We start from the raw sequence: 18120 nt of genomic DNA, 5'->3' as shown, positions 1-18120 counted from the left end.
CCGAGGCAGACGGGCGCGAATCACCTTCGGACGGGCCGCTACCCCTCCGGCAGCGCCTCGATGATGACGAAGGCCTGGGCCAGCGGCGGGTCGTCGGTGAGCGTGACGTGCACCACCGGGCGGTGGCCCGGCGGGATCAGGGCGGCGAGGCGTTCCGCCGCGCCGTTGGTGAGGCGCAGGGTCGGCCGGCCGCCGGGGAGGTTCACCACTTCCATGTCGCGCCAGAACACGCCGTGGCTCATGCCGGTGCCGAGCGCCTTGGAGCAGGCCTCCTTGGCGGCGAAGCGCCGCGCATAAGACGGGGCGCGGGCGGCGCGCCGGTCGCTGCGGGCGCGCTCGCCCTCGGTGAACACCCGGTGGGTGAAGCGGTCGCCGAAGCGCTCCAGCGAACGCTCGATGCGGCGGATGTCGCAGAGATCGGAGCCGATGCCGACGATCATGCGGCGGTCCCGGGACGGGCGGCGTCCATCGCGGCCCGCATCGCCCGGATCGCCGGGGCGAGGCCATCGAAGATCGCCTCCGCCATCAGCGCATGGCCGATATTCAGCTCGCGCACTTGGCGGAGAGCCGCCACCGGACCGACGCTGTCGAGGGTGAGGCCGTGGCCGGCATGGATCTCGAGCCCCAGCGCGCTGCCATGCTCGGCCGCCCGGGCGAGGCGGGCGAGCTCGGCCCGGATCCGGCCTTCGTCCCCCTCGATCACCGCCTCGCAATAGGTCCCGGTATGCAATTCGACCACGGGAGCGGCGAGCGCCCGGGCCGCCTCCATGACGTGGATCTCGGGCTCGACGAAGAGCGAGACCCGGATCCCCGCCTCGTTGAGGCGCACTATGGCAGGCGCCAGGTGCTCGCGCCCGCCGACGATGTCGAGCCCGCCCTCGGTGGTGCGCTCCTCGCGCTTCTCCGGCACCAGGCAGGCGGCATGGGGCCGGAAGTGCAGGACGATTCCCATCATCTCGTCGGTCACCGCCATCTCGAAATTGAGCGGGCGGTCGATCTCGCGGCGCAGCCGCTCCATGTCGGCATCGCGGATGTGGCGCCGATCCTCGCGCAGATGGGCGGTGATGCCGTCCGCCCCGGCCGCGACCGCGACGTGCGCCGCGCGCACCGGATCCGGCATCGTGCCGCCGCGGGCGTTGCGCAGGGTGGCGACGTGATCGACGTTGACGCCGAGGCGGAGGGGGGAGACGGACATCGGCGGCGTTCTCGGGGCGGCTTCTCGGGAGGGACTGTCTCGGGGACACCCGCGATGTAGCGTCGCCCGCCCGCCCCCGCCAGCCGCCCGTATGGCGGAACAACACTCCCCGGGAAAGCGCGCGCGAGCCGGGCATCCGCCTGGACAACCTCGCCCGCGGCGCCGCACTGTGCTGTTTCCGCGGCGCGGATCCGGATACCCGTCCGGTGCAAGGCCCCGCCGCGACAACCCGACGACCGATGCTCGGGCGGGCCGCCGCGCCTGCCCCGGAGGCCCACGATGTCTGCTCGACGGCTCGACCGCGGCGGTGATGCGCCCGCCCGGCTGCCCCTGCCGCCCCGCCCCCACAACTTCGCCGCGTTCGTCCCGCATCCGGACCTCCCGCCTCCGGAACCGTCGGCCCTGGCCGCGGTTTCCGGGGGGACGCGTCGTGTGACCCTGCGTGAGGCCCGCTTGCCCGCATCACTACCCGGAACCCTGCGGATGCTGCTGGCAGCCTGCACGCTCTCCGCCGTGACGGCGGCGCACGCCCAGCAGGGCTCCGCCCCGGCCGACGCGCAGAAGCCTCCGGCAGCGGCCACCTCGGCTCCCGCTCCCGCCGCTCAGGCGCCCGTGGCACAACCGCAAGCGCCTGCGGCACAGCCACAAGCGCCTGCGGCACAGCCACAAGCGCCTGCGGCACAGCCACAAGCGCCCGCGGCACAGCCACAAGCGCCCGCGGCGCAAGCCCCGGCGAACCCCGCCCCCGCGGCGCAGGCCCCGGCAGTGCCGCACGGCACGCCCGCCACGGTCCTCGACACCCAGGATTACGACGGCGTCCTCGGCAAGCCGGTGCGCAGCGCCGCGGGCGAGGATATGGGCCGGATCATCGACATCATCGTCGACAAGGACGGCAAGCCCCGCGCGGCGATCATCGATTTCGGCGGCTTCCTCGGGGTCGGCTCGCGCAAGATCGCGGTGGATTGGCGCGCCCTGCACTTCTCGGCCGACAACAAGCCCGGCCGCGCGGTGCTCCAGCTCAACCGCAACCAGGTCCGGGTCTCGCCGGAATACAAGCCCGGCGACCCGATCGTGGTGCTCGGCCCGGCCGGCCCGGTGCCGCCGCCGGCCTCGTCTGCCGCGGCAGCCCCTGCTTCACCCGCCCCCGCCGCGCCGCCGGTGGCGACTCCCGCCGCACCCCCGGCTTCGCCGCCGGCGGCGGCCGCGCCGGCTCCCGACGCCGACCAGGCCGCCTCCCGCAACCCGCCGGACAAATGACGCGACCGCGCCAGGCCCACCGCTCCCTCGCCCACCGCGACCGGGAAGCGTCCCGCTCCGAGATGCGGCAGGATCCCCGCCAGGATCCCCGGCCTGATCCCCGCCAGGATTCCGCCCGGGACCGGGCGGGCGCCTCTCCGGGCCGGCGCGGGGAGAAGCCGGCGCCGTCGCTCACCAGCAGCCGCGGGCTCGACGCGTTCACGTTCTTCGTCGCCAACCTGCAGACGGGCTTCGGCCCGTTCGTGGCGGTGTACTTCACCTCGCAGAGCTGGACCCAGTCCGATATCGGGCTGGTTCTCACCATCGGCGGGCTGTTCAGCCTGTTCGGGCAGGTGCCCGGCGGCGCCTTCGTCGACTGGGTGACCTCGAAGCGCTTCGTCGCCGCCCTGTCGGTGGCGGTGATCGGCCTGTCGGCCGCCGGTCTCGCCCTTTTCCCGACCTTCCTGATCGTGGCGCTCTCGATGGCGGCGCACTCGATCGCGAGTTGCACCCTCACCCCGGCCATCGCGGCGATCAGCCTCGGCCTCGTCGGCCATGCGGGCTTGGGCGAACGGCTCGGGCGCAACGCCCGCTTCTCCTCGATCGGCAACGCGCTCGCCGCCGCCGGCATGGGCGCCTGCGGCTACTACCTGTCGAGCGAGGCGGTGTTCTACGTCACGGCGGCGCTCGCCCTACCGACGCTCGCCGCCCTGTGGTTCGTGCGCGCGAGCGAGATCGACCTGGTGCGCCCGCAGGCTCCGGAGGGCGAGAGAGCGCCCGGCGGCTGGGAGAGCCTGAAGCTCGTGGTGACCAACCGGGCGCTCCTATGCTTTGCCGCCTGCATCACCCTGTTCTTCGTCTCCAACGCGGCGATGCTGCCGCTGGTCGGCAGCGTGCTCACGGTGCGGGCGAGCCACACCGCCACCATCCTGATCGCCGCCTGCATCATGGCCCCGCAGCTGGTGATGGCGCTGATCGCCCCGGCGGTGGGACGAGCCGCCCAGGCCTATGGACGGCGCCCGCTCCTCATCCTGGGCTTCGCCGCCCTGCCGATCCGCGGCCTGCTCTTCGCCTATACGGACGCCCCCGAATTGCTGGTGGCGGTGCAGGTCTTCGACGGCATCTCGGCCGCGGTGCTCGGCGTGATGGTGCCGCTCGTGGTGGCCGACTGCACCCGCGGCACCGGCCGGTTCAACATGGCGCTCGGGGCGGTGGGCACCGCGATGGGCCTGGGCGCTGCGGCCAGCACCACCCTGTCGGGCTACATGGCCGACCATTTCGGCTCCCACGCCGCCTTCGTGGGCCTCTCGGCGGTGGCCTTCCTGGCGCTGATCCTGGTGGTGGCGATCATGCCGGAGACGAGGCGGGCCCAGGAGCGCTGAGAAGGCATGTCGAGACCGGGCGGAACGGCTGTGTGCAGCGCAACGCCGCTCAACTCCCGTTCAGAAACGACGGATTAGACAGCGGGCAGCACCTTTCGCCTGCAACACATGGCGACGCTTGCGCGTTGCGAGAAGCGGGTGGGGCTTGCGGGTTCGTGCGGAGAGGCTGCGGCGGGATTCTTGCATCCCGTCCCTCTCCCGACCGCGGGTCGCACGCGTGCGAAGAACCGGGATCGATCGCCACGATGGATGACCTCAGCGCGTACGCCAACCGGCCCTGGCACTTCCTGGCCCGTTACCTGCGCCGCCGGATCGTGCCCCACGCGGCCATCCTGGTCGCGGTGCTCGGTGCCGTGGCCTGCTCGGTCAGCACCCAATACGGACTGAAGGGCGTGGTCGACGCCCTCGGCAAGGGCCCCGAGAACAACCACCTGATCTGGCCGGCCCTGACCGTGCTGATCTGCTTCATCGCCGCCGACAACATGCTGTGGCGGGTGGCGAGCCTGATCGCCAGCTTCACCTTCGTGAAGGTCACCGGCGACATCCGCCGCGACCTGTTCCAGCACCTCACCGGCCACTCGCCGTCCTACTTCGCGGACCGGCAGCCCGGCACGCTGGCCAGCCGCATCACCGCGACCTCGAACGCGATCTTCACCGCCGAGAACATGTTCGTCTGGAACGTGATGCCGCCCTGCGCGGCGGCCTTCGGCGCGATCCTCTTCGTCAGCAGCGTCAGCGTGACGATGGCACTCGGCCTGCTCGTCATCTGCGGCGGCGTGGTCGTGCTGATGTTCCGCATCGCCGCCGCCGGCAAGCCGCTGCATCACGACTTCGCCGAGAAGGCCGCCGCCGTCGACGGCGAGATGGTCGATCTCGTGAGCAACATGCCGCTCGTGCGGGCCTTCTCGGCCTACAAGCGCGAATTCGCCCGCTTCGACCAGACCATCGGCACCGAGATGACGGCGCGCCGCCGCTCGCTCCTCTACCTCGAGCGCCTGCGGATCATGCATGCCCTCATCACGGTCGCGGCGGTGCTCGGCCTGCTCTACTGGGCGATCCAGATGTGGCAGCAGGGCGCCGCCACCGCCGGCCAGGTGGTGCTGGTCTGCACGCTCGGCATCACCATCCTGGCGGCGACCCGCGACCTCGCCGTGGCCCTCGTCGACGTCACCCAGCACACCGCCCGCCTGTCGGAGGCCCTGCGCACGCTGCTCCAGCCGCACGACCTGCGCGACCACCCGGAAGCCAAGCCCCTCGTCGGCGAGGGCGCCCGCATCACCTTCGAGAGCGTGGCGTTCAACTATCCCGACGGCCGCGAGGTGTTCGGCGAGTTCAACCTCGACATCCAGCCCGGCCAGCGCGTCGGCCTCGTCGGCCGCTCAGGCGGCGGCAAGTCGACCCTGTTCACCCTGCTCCAGCGCTTCTACGATCCGCAGAAGGGCCGCATCCTGATCGACGGCCAGGATATCGGCCGGGTCACGCAGGAATCGCTTCGCGAGGCGATCACCGTGGTGCCGCAGGACATCTCGCTGTTCCACCGCTCCTTGCGCGAGAACATCCGCTACGGGCGGCCGGATGCCAGCGACGAGGACGTGTGGGCCGCGGCTGCGGCCGCCCGCTGCACCGACTTCATCAACGACCTGCCGGGCGGCTTCGACACGATCGTGGGCGACCGCGGCGTGAAGCTCTCGGGCGGCCAGCGCCAGCGCATCGCGGTGGCCCGCGCGATCCTGAAGGACTCGCCGATCCTGCTCCTCGACGAAGCCACCTCGGCGCTCGACACCGAGTCGGAAGAGGCGATCCGCGAGGCGCTCGGCAACCTGATGAAGGGCCGCACGGTGATCGCCATCGCGCACCGGCTCTCGACCCTGAAGGACTTCGACCGGATCGTCGTGCTCGACGGCGGCCAGGTGATCCAGGACGGCGCGCCCGACCGCCTGGTCCATCTCGACGGGTTCTACCGCGACCTGATCCAGCGCGAGACGATCAAGCTGTCGCGCGAGGCGGCGTAAGCCGGGTCCCGCGTCACGCAACGGTCTTCTCTGAAGGCCGCGCCCGTTAAACCCTCCCCCCCTCTGCGGGGGAGGGTGGCCTGCGGAGCAGGCCGGGAGAGGGGCAGCGCGACGCTGATCCAGGTGGCGCCCTGCATGAAGGGCGCGACCTTTCCGGAAGCGTGGTTCCCCTCTCCCGGCCCCTGCTGACGCCGGGTCCACCCTCCCCCGCAAAGCTAGTGTCCTGGCACTGAAGTTCGGCAATGAACGAGGTTATGTGTCCGCGAGCTGCGCGGTTCGGAGGCAGAAGCGCTCGACCGAGGCGATGATCTGTTCGGCGGACTTGGTCCAACGAAACGGCTTGGGATCGGCGTTGTGCGCTTTCAGGAAGGCGTTGATCGCCTGCTCCAGGTCCTCGACGCTGCGATAGACGCCGCGCCGGATTTCACGCTCGGTCAGCAGGGCGAAGAAGCGTTCGATCTGATTGAGCCAGGAGGCGCTGGTGGGCGTGTGATGCACCTGCCAGCGCGGCCGGCGTGCCAGCCACTCCCGCACCTCGGGCGTGGTGTGGGTGGCGTAGTTGTCCATCACCAGATGCACGTCGAGATCGGTGGGCACGTTGGCCTCGATCGTGTCGAGGAAGGTGAGGAACTCGCTGGCGCGATGGCGCGGCTGGCACTGCCCGATCACCCGCCCGGTGGCGATGTCGAGCGCGGCGAACAGGGACGTCGTGCCATGGCGCTTGTAGTCGTGGGTGCGCCGCTCGACGTCGCCCGGCTGGAGCGGTACCACGGGCTGCGACCGATCGAGCGCCTGGATCTGGCTCTTCTCGTCGACACACAGCACGACGGCACGGGTCGGCGGATCGAGGTAGAGCCCGACGATATCACGGACCTTGCCGACGAAGTCGGGGTCGGTGGAGAGCTTGAAGGTCTTGGTGCGGTGCGGCTTGAGCCCGAAGGCGTGCCAGATGCGCTGGACGCTGGTGTGGGAGAGGCCGTGGCGTTTGGCGATCAGGCGCGAACTCCAGTGCGTGGCGCCCTCGGGCCTGCGTTCCAGGGTGTCGAGCACGAGGGCCTCGACCGCGTCATCGTCGATGCGACGGGGAGCGCCGCTGCGGGGTTGATCGTAGAGCCCCTCGACGCGGTCGCGCAGGAAGCGGTTGCGCCACTTGCTGACAGTCGCCGGATCGAGGGCGAGATCGGCCGCGATGGCTTTGTTGGAGGCGCCCTCGTCGGCCAGCAGCAGGATGCGGGCACGCGTGGCCAAGCCTTGCGCGGTCTTGCGACGCTCCGCCCATTTCTCCAGGGCGCCGCGCTCGGCCGGGCTCAGGTTGACCGCAGGCAGGGGACGAGGCATCGGTGCCCTCCGTGGCAGGATCCTCCCCTACAACGTTCGTCGCCGAACTTTAGTGCCAGGACACTAGCGTGTTCACACATCTCGGTTTGAACGCTTCTCCCATTGAAAGTAGAGCGCCTCTCTCCCCCTTGTGGGGAGGAGTTGGAGGTGGGGGTGGTGCCGGAGGAGACTCGGCGGCGCCTCCTGCACCACCCCCACCCCTAGCCCCTCCCCACAAGGGGGAGGGGAAAGCGCGCTTACCTTCAATGGGTTAGCATTCAGAGGAGAAGTATGAATCCGCTAGCAGCCTGTCGGATTGGGACGCAAAACGTAATAAAAATTCACAAAACCGGATAGAACGGCAATAATAATTCTATGTCATGTTCGCTTGCATTCATTTATTGCGCTAACAGGTGATTTTTAGCGCCAATCCGACAGGCTGCTAGCCCCGCAGAGGGGGAGGGTCTGTGCGCGCGGGCGTCGAGACTCCGCCCACGACGTGCGTCACCGCACAAATCCGACGCCCCCGTCTCAATCGGGCATGCGGGATTTGTGCGATGCGGTGAACCTTCCGCCGGGTTCGTGGTTCTATCCCGAAGCCGCCCGCCGCAAAGGACGCGCTGGCGCGTCCTTTGCAATGCAGCGGGCTCCACTCATCCCGGGACTACGAGGACCTTCGATGCTGAAGACCATCACCTACGCGATGATCGGTGTCCTGGCCTGCGGGCTGGTAGTGGCCGTGGTCGGCGCCTCCGGCGCCATCGGGGGCTGACGAGACATCAAGCGAGGCCCGTCCCGGGGGGACGGGCCTCGCCCTCATTTTTCCCGGAAGGCGCGCGCGACCTGGTCGGCGAGCGGCTTGGTGAAGAAGCTCAGCACCGTGCGGCTTTCTGTCTGGATGAAGGCCTCGACCGGCATGCCGGGGGTGAGGCGCACCGCGCCGAGGCGCTTCATCTCGGCGTCGGACACCGCGACGCGGGTGGTGTAGGCGCTCTGGCCGGTGCGCGGATCGGTGGTCAGGTCCGGAGAGATCCGCGAGACCGTCCCCATGACGACCGGCGTGGTGCGCTGGTTGAAGGCCGAGAATCGCAGCGACGCCGTCTGCCCGACATGGACCTGGTCGATGTCCTGCGGTGCGAGCTTCGCCTCGACGGTCAGGTGATCGGCCGTCGGCACGATCTGCATGATCTCGGCGCCGGGCGCCACCACGCCGCCGACCGTATGGACCGCGAGCTGGTGGACGAGGCCGTCCTGCGGCGCGCGGATCTCGACCCGCCGCAGCTGGTCCTCGGCGGTGATGCGCCGCTCGGCATATTCCGACACCTTGCTGCGGATCTCGGCGAGCTCCTTGCCGACCTCGGTGCGCAGATCCTGGTCGATCTGCAGGATCTGCAGCCGCGTCTCGGTGATCCGGCCGCGCACCTGGGCGATGGTGGAGACCAGCGTCCCCTTCTCGCCCTCGAGCCGGGCGAGGTCGCGTTCGAGCGCGCTCACCCGCTGGATCGGCACCAGCTTCTTCTCCCACAGGTCGCGCACCCCGCCGAGCTCCCGCTCGATCAGGGTGATCTCCCGGACCTTGGCGGCGATCTGCTCGTCGAGGCCGCGGATCTGCTCGTCGAGCTGGCCGACGCGCTCGGCAAGCTGCGACTTCTGGCCCTCGCGGGCGCTCGCCCGGGTCTGGAACAGGCGGCGCTCGCCGTGCATCAGGCTGGCCACCACCGGATCGGCGGACCGGCCCATCAGCTCGGCCGGGAAGGCGACGTCGGCGGCGCCGTCGCGCTCGGCGTCGAGGCGGGCCCGGCGGGCGGTCGCTTCGTCGATCGAGCGGGTGACGATGGCGAGGTTGGCTTGCAGCACCGTCTCGTCGAGGCGCAGCAGCACGTCCCCGGCGGAGACCCGGTCGCCGTTCTTCACCCGCAATTCCCCGACGACGCCGCCGGTCGGGTGCTGCACCTTCTTGACGTCGGATTCGACCACCAGCGAGCCGGCGGTGACGACGGCGCCGGAGAACTCGGCCGTTGCGGCCCAGCCGCCGGCACCGACGAACAGGAGGGCACCGCCGATCGCGCTGGCCAGCAGGTGGCGGCGGATCGAGGCTTGGGTCTCGGGGGTGATCGGGCTCATCACGCGCGCCCTCCCTGGGCGACCTTGAGGGTGAAGCCGGGCGCGAAGCTCGCCGAGCCGGCGTGCATCGGCTGCATCGGGCGCGGCCGGTTGAGGGCGGGCAGGACTTCGTCGCGGGGGCCGAGCGCCTGGACGCGGCCATGGGCCATCACCATCACCTGGTCGAGCGCGGCCAGCGCGCTCGGCCGGTGGGCGACCACCACCACGATGCCGCCCCGCGCGCGCACCCCGGCGATCGCCTCGGTGAGCGCCGCCTCGCCCTCCTGGTCGAGATTCGAGTTCGGCTCGTCGAGCACGACCAGGAAGGGATCGCCGTAGAGGGCGCGGGCGAGAGCCAGGCGCTGGCGCTGGCCGGCCGACAAGAGCGCGCCGCGCTCGCCGATCTGGGTCTGGTAGCCCTCGGGCAGGGCGAGGATCAGGTCGTGGACCCGGGCGGCCTTGGCCGCCGCGATGATCCCGTCGGCCTCGGCCCCCGGCCGGAAGCGCGCGATGTTGGCCGCCACAGTGCCGGGAAACAGCTCGACCTCCTGCGGCAGGTAGCCGACATGGCGGCCGAGATCCTGCGGCCGCCACTGGTCGAGGCGGGCGCCGTCGAGGCGCACCGCGCCGCGAGCCGCCGGCCAGATCCCGACGATAAGCCGGGCGAGCGACGACTTGCCCGAGGCGCTGTGGCCGACGATGCCGAGCCCCTGCCCGGCGGTGAGCGACAGGCTGACGTCGAGGGCGGTGAGGCGCTGCCCGCCGGGCGGGCCGACGCTCGCCTGCTCGACGGTGAGCGCCTCGCGCGGCGCCGGCAGGGTCAGGCCCTCCGGCTCCGCGCCGGCCGCGTTCAGCGCCGCGCCGAGGTGGCGCCAGCATTCGCGGGCGGCGGAGAAGGTCTTCCAGTAGCCGATCGCCTGGTCGATCGGCGCCAGCGCCCGGGCGCTCAGGATCGAACCGGCGATGATGACGCCGGCGGTGGCCTCCTGGCGGATCACCAGGAAGGCGCCGACGCCGAGCACCGCCGATTGCAGGATCACCCGCAGCACCTTCGAGGTGTTGTGGATCGCCCCCGTGATCTCGGCGGTGCGCTCCTGGGTGGCGTGCGAGGCGGCGTTGACCCGGGTCCAGAGGCCGGCGAGGTCGGGCTCCATGCCCATCGCCCGCACGGTCTCGGCGTTGCGCCGGCTCGCCTCGGCGACGAAGCCGCGGGCGGCCGCCGCCTCGCGGGCGTCGCGGGCGTGGTGGCGGGTCAGGATCTCGGCGAGCGCCGTCAGGCCGACGAGCGCGAGCGCCCCGAGGAGCGCGGTGAAGCCGATCCAGACGTGGAAGGCGAAGAGCAGGCCGAGATAGACCGGGACCCAGGGCAGGTCGAACAAAGCCCCCGGGCCGCCGCCGGCCAGCGCGGAGCGGATCTGGTCGAGGTCGCGCATCGGCCTGAGGCCGTCGGCCTCCGCCCGGCCGCGCAACGGCAGGGTGACGACGGCGCGGAAGACGTTCCGGCTCAAGGATTCGTCGAACGCCTTGCCGGCGCGGAGCAGCAGGCGCGACCGGATCAGGTCGAAGTAGCCCTGGCCCAGATAGAGCACCAGCACGATCAGGCTCAGGCCCACCAGCGTCGGCACGCTGCGGCTCGGGATCACCCGGTCGTAGACTTCGAGCATGTAGAACGAGCCGGCGAGCGCCAGCAGGTTCACGGCGCCGCTGAGCGCCGCGACGCCGATGATGACGTGGCGCAGCCGCGCCAGGGCCGCGACCATCGGCGGGGCCGAGGCGGCCCGGGACCGCCCGAGGCCGAAGGCCGTCAGGGCGTCCTGGCGGAAGCCGTCCTCGCCGGGCACCGCTGGTCCGGGCTCGGCTTGCCCGGCGGGGGCGAAGCGGCCGCGCAGCCGGTCCAGGGCCGGCGCGGTCAGGTTGCGGGCGCGCCGGACGGCGAGGGAGAAAGGCGAGTCGAGGGATGTCACGGGGTGGCTGGGCTCCGTTCGGCGGCGCGCGGCAACGGGCCCGGATCGGGGCAGGCGGCGCAGCGGATGCGAGAGGGACGCACGAAGGCCCCGCCCGCCGGTTGAGCGGGCGGGGCCGTCACGCCCCTCAGACGAGGTAGTCGTGGAAGGTGAAGTGCTTGGCGCCGTTGCTCGCCAGCGTCAGGTGCGCGCTCGACACGTCGTGGCCGTCATAGGTGGCGCTGTCGACGTAGAGGTTACGGTCCTTCGCGTCCGTCCCGCCCCAGGCGTCGTTCAGGAACTTGACCGCCACGTCGTGGTCGCCCTGGCCCCAGTCGCCGCGCACCGAGATCAGGTCGGACTTGCCGGCGCTGTGCAGGGACTGCGCGGTCTGGACCCCGCCGATCTGCTTGCCGTCCACCGAGACGGTGTACTGCGCGTTGCCGTTATAGGCGTCCTGGCTGATCTTGAGCAGCAGCTGGTCGGAGCCGCTGCCGAGGCTGACGCTCGGCTGCGCGGTGGTGCCGGTCGTGCTGCCGGTCGTCGTGGTGGGGTGCGACGTGTCCGTCGTCGTGGTGGGGGCCGGCGCCGTGGTGGTGGTCGTGGGCGCGGGGGTCGTCGTGGTGGGGGCCGGGGCGGTCGTGGTCGTCGAACCGGTCACCGTGTGGTCGCCGCCGCCCGCCGGGGTCGCAGCGGTGTTGTTCGTCACCAGCTCGATATGCGAGCGGATGGCATCCATGTCCTTGAACAGGTTGTCGGCCTGTTGCTGGCTCACGCCGGTCTGGAGGTAGGCGAGCTGCATCGTGTTCGGGCCGGCGGTGTCGGTGACGTAGCCGCCGTAATCCTGGTAGGCCTTGGCCAGGGCCATGCCCTCGGCCGTGGTGATGCCGATCTTGGTCAGGTCGACGTCCTTGGGGATCGCGAACAGCGAGCCGAGCGGGATCGAGCCCGAGTAGCTGCTGCTGAAGCCGTCGGCGGAGGTCGCCGGCCAGACATAGGGGGTCTTGGCGGAGCCGGCCTGGGTCGTCGAGATCGCCATCGCCACGGCGTGGTCGATGTGGCCTGCATCGAGGTCCGACTTCTGGACGATGCCGCCCATCAGCGACATGCCGGCGGCGCGGATGCCCTCGTGCGCGCCCGGCACGTTGGCGATGCCGTCACCCGTCAGGGTGTTCTCGACGACGTAATTAGCGTGATAGCTGTTGGTGCCGGTCTTCGAGCCGAGCCAGGTCTCGATGTAGTGCTGGCCGTCCTCCGAGACGACGATCGCCCAGCCGTCGCCGGTCGCGAATTGCAGGGCGGCCGGCGTCTTCATCTGGAAGCTGCCGTTCATCGACGAGGTGTTGCCGTAGGTCCAGTCGGCGTTGGTGCCGCGGCTGTCGTAGTTCCAGGTCGCGATCGGATCGCTCGCGGTCGCCTGGTAGATCGGAATCGCGTCCTGGCCGATCCAGGTGTTCACGCCGGCCTGGTGCTGGATGGAGGCGGTCTGCGCTCCGGATGCAGCCTGGAACTGGGCGTTCGACCCAATCGGGGTGTTCCAAATGCTGCTCGGCGCAAAAGGCTGCGCGACCGTTTCATAAGCCATGTATCACTTCCAGATCTGTGGAACGGGTGCCGGACCGCAGGACGCGGCGGCATCGGTGCGTCATCGTGAGAAGATCAGCGCCCGACCGGGAGCCGATCCGATGTGCGAGGCGGACAATAAGTAGCAATGTTCGGGTGTCAAGCCTAGGTTAATGAATGTAGTCTTGGCGATACTTTATCAAATGATTCGGCGGAGAGCCGGGTGGGCCCGGTGATTCGCCGATGCTGGCCGATAAAATCTGCGCAGTGAATGGCGGCCGGTGCGGCTGTCGGCTGTCACCGCGCCAAGAGATACGGCGCGACAACTCTCAAGCTCGTGATGCAGTGCAGCAACTCGGCCGTATTGAGAGCGGGCGAATTGGTCGGCCCAGCTGTCTGGCCGTCTCCACCTGACGCCGTACATAAGATGAATGATCGTCCCGATAGGGGACATGGCTTGGCGGCCGGCGATCAGAGCCGGTGTTGAAGACAGCGAAGCTGCACGTCGATTGGACGGCGCATCGAATCCCGGCAGTCCAGTCCGACGGCGCCGGCAATCGGCTCGGACCCGATGACTGCGGGAACGAAGATAAACCAGAAATCCATACCTGCGACGACTTGCGAAAACCGCCCTATCCTTCGCGCCGCGCAGACCTGTCGCGGCGCGGACGGCCGACGACACAAACACCCCACGGACCAATCGTGAAGCACCGCCAAAAGGCGTAGGCGACAGTTGTCGTCGGCACCGAAAGGCTGTGTGCGCAGCGGGCTTAAGGCTCCTTCCACAATCCAGGCCCAGGTGTGACAGTGCCGTTCACCGCGAATCTTTCTTGTCGAAAGCAGACGCCATGCTCTATTCCGACGAGACGACCGTCGATCCGACGCTCAACGCCGTTCAGACCGGCGGCAATGCATCGCCCTCGACACCCGGAGCGGTCGAGCCGGCCGCCAAGACGAGTGCGACCGGGCCGGGCGCAGCGGAGGATCCGGCCTCCGCCGGCAAGGTCGCGGCGCTCCTCGGCGCGGCGCCGGTCGGTTCGAGCGGCACGCCGGACGCAGGCGCCCCCGCCCCGGCCCTCAAGGACCTTACAGTAAAGCCGGGTCCGGCCGCGGCCTCGAACGCGATCTTCTGCTGCGGCACCTGCGGCTACGTGAATTGCCCGAGCCGGATCCTCGACCTGCCGTCGAGCACCATCCTGTCGGCGAGCGGGCAGTTGCCCGGCTACGGCAGCAGCGCGCCGATGGGCGCCGTCACCACCCTGCCCGGCGGGGCGGAGACCGCCGCGACCGGCCCGACCAAGTCCCAGATCGCGACGTTGAGCGGCCCGATCACCAGCGCGGTGGCCCCGACGAAGACCGCCACCACCAATACCCTGGCCCCCAACTCGCTGAGCGCCACCACGACGGCGACGGCCTCGACCACCAACAAGATCGTCCTGGAGAACCAGAAGGTCGGCAACCCGGTCAGCGAGTGGGGCATCAACGGCTCGGGCGACGACAACATCGAGGGATTCGCCGCCGACATCAGCACCAACGTCGGCAAGACGGTCAACTTCAAGATCGATACCAACTCGAACAACTACCGGATCGACATCTATCGCCTCGGCTATTACGGGGGCTTGGGCGCGCGCAAGATCGACACGATCCAGCATACCGGGGTGCAGACCCAGCCGAACCCCTTGCGCGACGCGGCGACCGGGATGGTCGATGCCGGCAACTGGTCGGTCTCGGCGTCGTGGACTGTCCCGACCGATGCGGTCTCGGGCGTGTACATCGCCAAGCTGACGCGCCAGGACGGCACGGCGGGACAGAACGAGATCCCGTTCATCGTCCGGGACGATTCGAGCCACAGCGACATCATCTTCCAGACCTCGGACGAGACCTGGCAGGCCTACAATCCCTGGGGCGGAGCCAACTTCTACGGCGGCAACGGCCCGGCCACCGGCCAGGGCGCCGGCCGCGCCTACGCGGTGAGCTACAACCGGCCGATCACCACCCGCGGCGGCGGCCTCGCGGCCGGTCCTCAGGACTACATCTACGGCGCCGAGTTCCCGGCGATCATGTGGCTGGAGCAGAACGGCTACGACGTCTCGTACATGTCGGGCGTCGATGCCGATCGATACGGCAGCCTGCTCCTGAACCACAAGATGTACCTCGATGTCGGCCACGACGAGTATTGGTCGGGCCCGCAGCGCGCCAACGTCGAGGCGGCGCGGGATGCCGGCGTCAACCTGTCGTTCTGGAGCGGCAACGAGGTCTATTGGCGTACGCGGTTCTCCAACAGCATCAGCAGCGACGCCACGCCGTACCGCAGCCTCGTCTCCTACAAGGAGACCTGGAGCGACAACCAGAACCTCGACCCGACCAACCAGTGGACCGGCACCTGGCGCGATCCCCGCGGGCCGGCCGGTACGATCGGCAACAACAAACCCGAGAATGCCCTGACGGGCACGATGTTCCAGGTCGACGCCTACGTGCTCGACACCATTCAGGTCCCGTACGACGACGCCAACCTGCGCTTCTGGCGCAATACCAGCGTCGCCAACCTGCAGCCGGGCCAGACCGCCTCGCTCAACAAGAACTATCTCGGCTACGAATGGGACGAGGCGCCCGACAACGCCACGGCGCCGGCCGGGCTGGTGCGCCTGTCCTCGACGACGATCGACGAGACGACCTATCTCCAGGATTTCGGCAACACCACCGGCAAGGGCACGGCGACCCACAGCCTGACGCTCTACCGCGCGCCGAGCGGCGCCCTCGTCTTCGGCGCCGGCACCGTCTACTGGTCCTGGGGCCTGTCGGCCAACCACGACAACGAGGCGACGCCGACCGATCCGCGGATCCAGCAGGCGATGGTCAACCTGCTCGCCGATATGGGCATCCAGCCCGCCACCCTCGACCCGAACCTCAAGCCCGCCACCGCCTCGACCGACCACACCGCGCCGACCTCGGCCATCACCACGCCGACGACGGGATCGAGCGTGACGGCCTTCACCCCGGTCACCATCACCGGCACCGCCAGTGATGCCGGCGGCGGCGTGGTCGCGGGCGTCGAGGTCTCGACCGACAACGGCGTCACCTGGCGCGCCGCCACCGGCGACGAAAACTGGAGCTACACCTTCGCGCCGCAGGTCGCCGGCACCTACCAGATCCGCACCCGGGCGACCGACGACAGCGTCAACCTGGAGACCCCGTCCGCCGGGCGCAGCCTGACGGTGACGGCGTCCCCCTCCCTCACCTTGTTCCCGGGCTCCGCCAAGCCCACGGTCACCAACACCGTCGACAGCTCGGCGGTCGAACTGGGCGTGAAGTTCCAGAGCTCCACCGCCGGCACGATCAGCGGCATCCGCTTCTACAAGAGCACCCTCGACCGCGGGGTCCATGTCGGGACGCTGTGGTCGAGCACCGGGCAGAAGCTCGCCACGACGACCTTCTCCAACGAGACCGCCGACGGCTGGCAGACCGCCACCTTCTCGAACCCGGTCACCATCACCCCGGGCACGACCTACACCGCCTCCTACTACTCGACGCTCGGACATTACTCGAGCGACGTGAACTACTTCGACAACACGGTCACCAACGGCCCGCTCTCGGCAGCCGGCGGCAGCAACGGCGTCTACGCCTATGGCAGCACGAGCCAGTTCCCGACCAAGACCTTCAGCAACACCAATTTCTGGGTCGACGTGCTGTTCAACCCGTCCTCCGGCACGGCCAACCAGCCGCCGACCGCCGTCAACGATACCGGCCCGGCGGTGACGAAAGACACCGCCGTCACCTTCGCGACCTCGACGCTGCTTTCCAACGACACCGACCCGAACGGCGATCCCCTGACGGTGACCGGCGTGAGCGGAGCGACCAACGGCACCGTCTCGCTCAACACCACCAACGCCACCATCACCTTCACGCCGACGACCGGCTACACGGGTGCGGCCGGGTTCACCTACGCGATCTCGGACGGCCGCGGCGGCACATCCTCGGCGAACGTGGCGCTCACCGTCTCGGCGCCCGGCACCAGCCCCCCGGTCAGCCTGTTCTCGTCCTCGGCGACGCCGGCCGCGACCAATACCAACGACACCAACCCGGTCGAGCTCGGCGTGAAGTTCCAGGCCTCCACCGCCGGCACGGTCAGCGCGATCAAGTTCTACAAGGGCACCCAGGATACCGGCACCCATACCGGCACGCTGTGGTCGAGCAGCGGCCAGGTGCTCGCCACCGCGACCTTCACGGGCGAGACCGCGAGCGGCTGGCAGACGGCCACCTTCTCGAGCCCGGTGACGCTGACGCCCGGCGCGACCTACACGGCCTCCTACCACACCAATGCCGGCCGCTACTCGACCACCGCCAACGGCTTCTCGAGCGCGGTGACGAACGGCCCGCTCACCGCGCCGGCCGCCGGCAACGGGGTCTATGCCTATGGCGGCTCCAGCCTTTTTCCGACCAACACCTACCAAAGCACCAATTACTGGGTCGACGTCGTCTTCAACCCGAACGGCAACGCCGCCAACCAGGCGCCGACCGCGGTCAACGACACCGGCCCGGCGGTGACGAAGAACACCCCCGTCACCTTCTCGACCTCGACGCTGCTTTCCAACGACACCGACCCGAACGGCGATCCCCTGACGGTGACCGGCGTGAGCGGGGCGACCAACGGCACCGTCTCGCTCAACACCACGAACTCCACCATCACCTTCACGCCGGCCACCAACTACACGGGCTCGGCCGGCTTCAGCTACGCGATCTCGGACGGGCGCGGGGGCACCTCGTCGGCGAGCGTCTCGCTCACGGTGCTGGCGCCCAGCACCGGTGCAGTCAGCCTGTTTTCCTCGTCCGCGACGCCGGCAGCGACCAATACCAACGACCTCAACCCGGTCGAGCTCGGGGTGCAGTTCCAGTCGTCCAGCGCCGGCACGGTCAGCGCGATCAAGTTCTACAAGGGCACCCAGGATACCGGCACCCATACCGGCACGCTGTGGTCGAGCACCGGCCAGAAGCTCGCCACCGCCACCTTCACCAACGAGACCGCGAGCGGCTGGCAGACCGCCACCTTCTCGAACCCGGTCGCGCTCACCGCGGGCGCCACCTACACGGCGTCCTACCACACCAATGTCGGCCGCTACTCCCAGACCGCGAACGGCTTCGCCAACGCGGTGACGAGCGGCCCGCTCACCGCGCCGGCCACGACCAACGGCGTCTACGCCTATGGCAGTTCCAGCCTGTTCCCGACCAACACCTACAACAAGACGAATTACTGGGTGGATGTGGTCTTCAACCCGTCGGCGGCGGCGTAACGATCCAGAGAACCCAGTCTCAACCTCATCCTGAGGTGCGAACGAAGTGAGCCTCGAAGGAGGGCCCCAGATGGCCTGCGA

Annotated in this window: 10 protein-coding genes; 4 read left to right on the top strand and 6 right to left on the bottom strand. The window is 69.7% G+C overall.

The window, feature by feature from the left end; genetic code table 11:
- Window positions 1-38 precede the first annotated feature (38 nt).
- Together acpS and AC3AOF_RS00710 are read right to left on the bottom strand one after the other, a co-directional pair.
- A complete protein-coding gene (gene acpS, locus AC3AOF_RS00715; protein WP_236992466.1) occupies window positions 39-440 on the bottom strand; it encodes a holo-ACP synthase in 402 nt (133 codons plus the stop codon).
- A complete protein-coding gene (locus AC3AOF_RS00710) occupies window positions 437-1195 on the bottom strand; it encodes a pyridoxine 5'-phosphate synthase (RefSeq protein WP_236992467.1) in 759 nt (252 codons plus the stop codon). The genes acpS and AC3AOF_RS00710 overlap by 4 nt, the downstream gene beginning before the upstream one ends.
- 765 nt (window positions 1196-1960) lie before the next feature.
- On the opposite strand from AC3AOF_RS00710, the gene AC3AOF_RS00705 reads away from it, so the two are divergent.
- The 3 genes from AC3AOF_RS00705 to AC3AOF_RS00695 all read left to right on the top strand — a co-directional run bounded on the left by AC3AOF_RS00705 (window position 1961) and on the right by AC3AOF_RS00695 (window position 5825).
- Window positions 1961-2452, top strand: coding sequence for a PRC-barrel domain-containing protein (locus tag AC3AOF_RS00705; protein WP_488347420.1), 492 nt, complete (start codon window positions 1961-1963; stop codon window positions 2450-2452).
- A gap of 62 nt (window positions 2453-2514) precedes the next feature.
- Window positions 2515-3813, top strand: a complete 1299-nt coding sequence (locus AC3AOF_RS00700) for an MFS transporter (RefSeq protein WP_488348941.1) — start codon at window positions 2515-2517, stop codon at window positions 3811-3813.
- A 245-nt stretch (window positions 3814-4058) separates the two neighbouring features.
- A complete protein-coding gene (locus AC3AOF_RS00695; RefSeq protein ID WP_236992469.1) occupies window positions 4059-5825 on the top strand; it encodes an ABC transporter ATP-binding protein in 1767 nt (588 codons plus the stop codon).
- Between the two features lie 252 nt (window positions 5826-6077).
- On the opposite strand, the gene AC3AOF_RS00690 is transcribed toward AC3AOF_RS00695, so the two are convergent.
- The 4 genes from AC3AOF_RS00690 to AC3AOF_RS00675 all read right to left on the bottom strand — a co-directional run bounded on the left by AC3AOF_RS00690 (window position 6078) and on the right by AC3AOF_RS00675 (window position 12647).
- Window positions 6078-7163: an IS630 family transposase gene (locus AC3AOF_RS00690; protein ID WP_488347419.1), complete on the bottom strand. Its 1086-nt coding sequence runs from the start codon at window positions 7161-7163 to the stop codon at window positions 6078-6080.
- A gap of 795 nt (window positions 7164-7958) precedes the next feature.
- Window positions 7959-9266, bottom strand: a complete 1308-nt coding sequence (locus AC3AOF_RS00685) for an HlyD family type I secretion periplasmic adaptor subunit (RefSeq protein WP_488347418.1) — start codon at window positions 9264-9266, stop codon at window positions 7959-7961.
- Window positions 9266-11005 carry a type I secretion system permease/ATPase gene (locus tag AC3AOF_RS00680; RefSeq protein WP_442919382.1) on the bottom strand — a complete coding sequence of 580 codons (1740 nt, stop codon included), beginning with the start codon at window positions 11003-11005 and terminating at the stop codon, window positions 9266-9268. Before AC3AOF_RS00680 ends, AC3AOF_RS00685 begins: the two co-directional genes overlap by 1 nt.
- A gap of 331 nt (window positions 11006-11336) precedes the next feature.
- Window positions 11337-12647, bottom strand: coding sequence for a carbohydrate-binding domain-containing protein (locus AC3AOF_RS00675; RefSeq protein ID WP_488347417.1), 1311 nt, complete (start codon window positions 12645-12647; stop codon window positions 11337-11339).
- 952 nt (window positions 12648-13599) lie between these two features.
- Between AC3AOF_RS00675 and AC3AOF_RS00670 the strand changes: the two genes are divergently transcribed.
- On the top strand, window positions 13600-18039 hold the full coding sequence (locus AC3AOF_RS00670) for a DUF4082 domain-containing protein (RefSeq protein ID WP_488347416.1): 4440 nt from the start codon (window positions 13600-13602) through the stop codon (window positions 18037-18039).
- The last annotated feature ends 81 nt before the right edge of the window (window positions 18040-18120 follow it).

This window comes from Methylobacterium sp. 142-1Y, from assembly GCF_057747795.1.
The sequence above is the reverse complement of the archived record's forward strand: the minus strand, read 5'-3'. Positions and strand labels throughout refer to the sequence as shown.

Coding starts and splice junctions, on each gene's coding strand:
- acpS (WP_236992466.1), bottom strand. CDS start 440: ATGATCGTCGGCATCGGCTCCGATCTCTGCGACATCCGCCGCATCGAG.
- AC3AOF_RS00710 (WP_236992467.1), bottom strand. CDS start 1,195: ATGTCCGTCTCCCCCCTCCGCCTCGGCGTCAACGTCGATCACGTCGCC.
- AC3AOF_RS00700 (WP_488348941.1), top strand. CDS start 2,515: ATGCGGCAGGATCCCCGCCAGGATCCCCGGCCTGATCCCCGCCAGGAT.
- AC3AOF_RS00695 (WP_236992469.1), top strand. CDS start 4,059: ATGGATGACCTCAGCGCGTACGCCAACCGGCCCTGGCACTTCCTGGCC.
- AC3AOF_RS00690 (WP_488347419.1), bottom strand. CDS start 7,163: ATGCCTCGTCCCCTGCCTGCGGTCAACCTGAGCCCGGCCGAGCGCGGC.
- AC3AOF_RS00685 (WP_488347418.1), bottom strand. CDS start 9,266: ATGAGCCCGATCACCCCCGAGACCCAAGCCTCGATCCGCCGCCACCTG.
- AC3AOF_RS00680 (WP_442919382.1), bottom strand. CDS start 11,005: ATGGTCGCGGCCCTGGCGCGGCTGCGCCACGTCATCATCGGCGTCGCG.
- AC3AOF_RS00670 (WP_488347416.1), top strand. CDS start 13,600: ATGCTCTATTCCGACGAGACGACCGTCGATCCGACGCTCAACGCCGTT.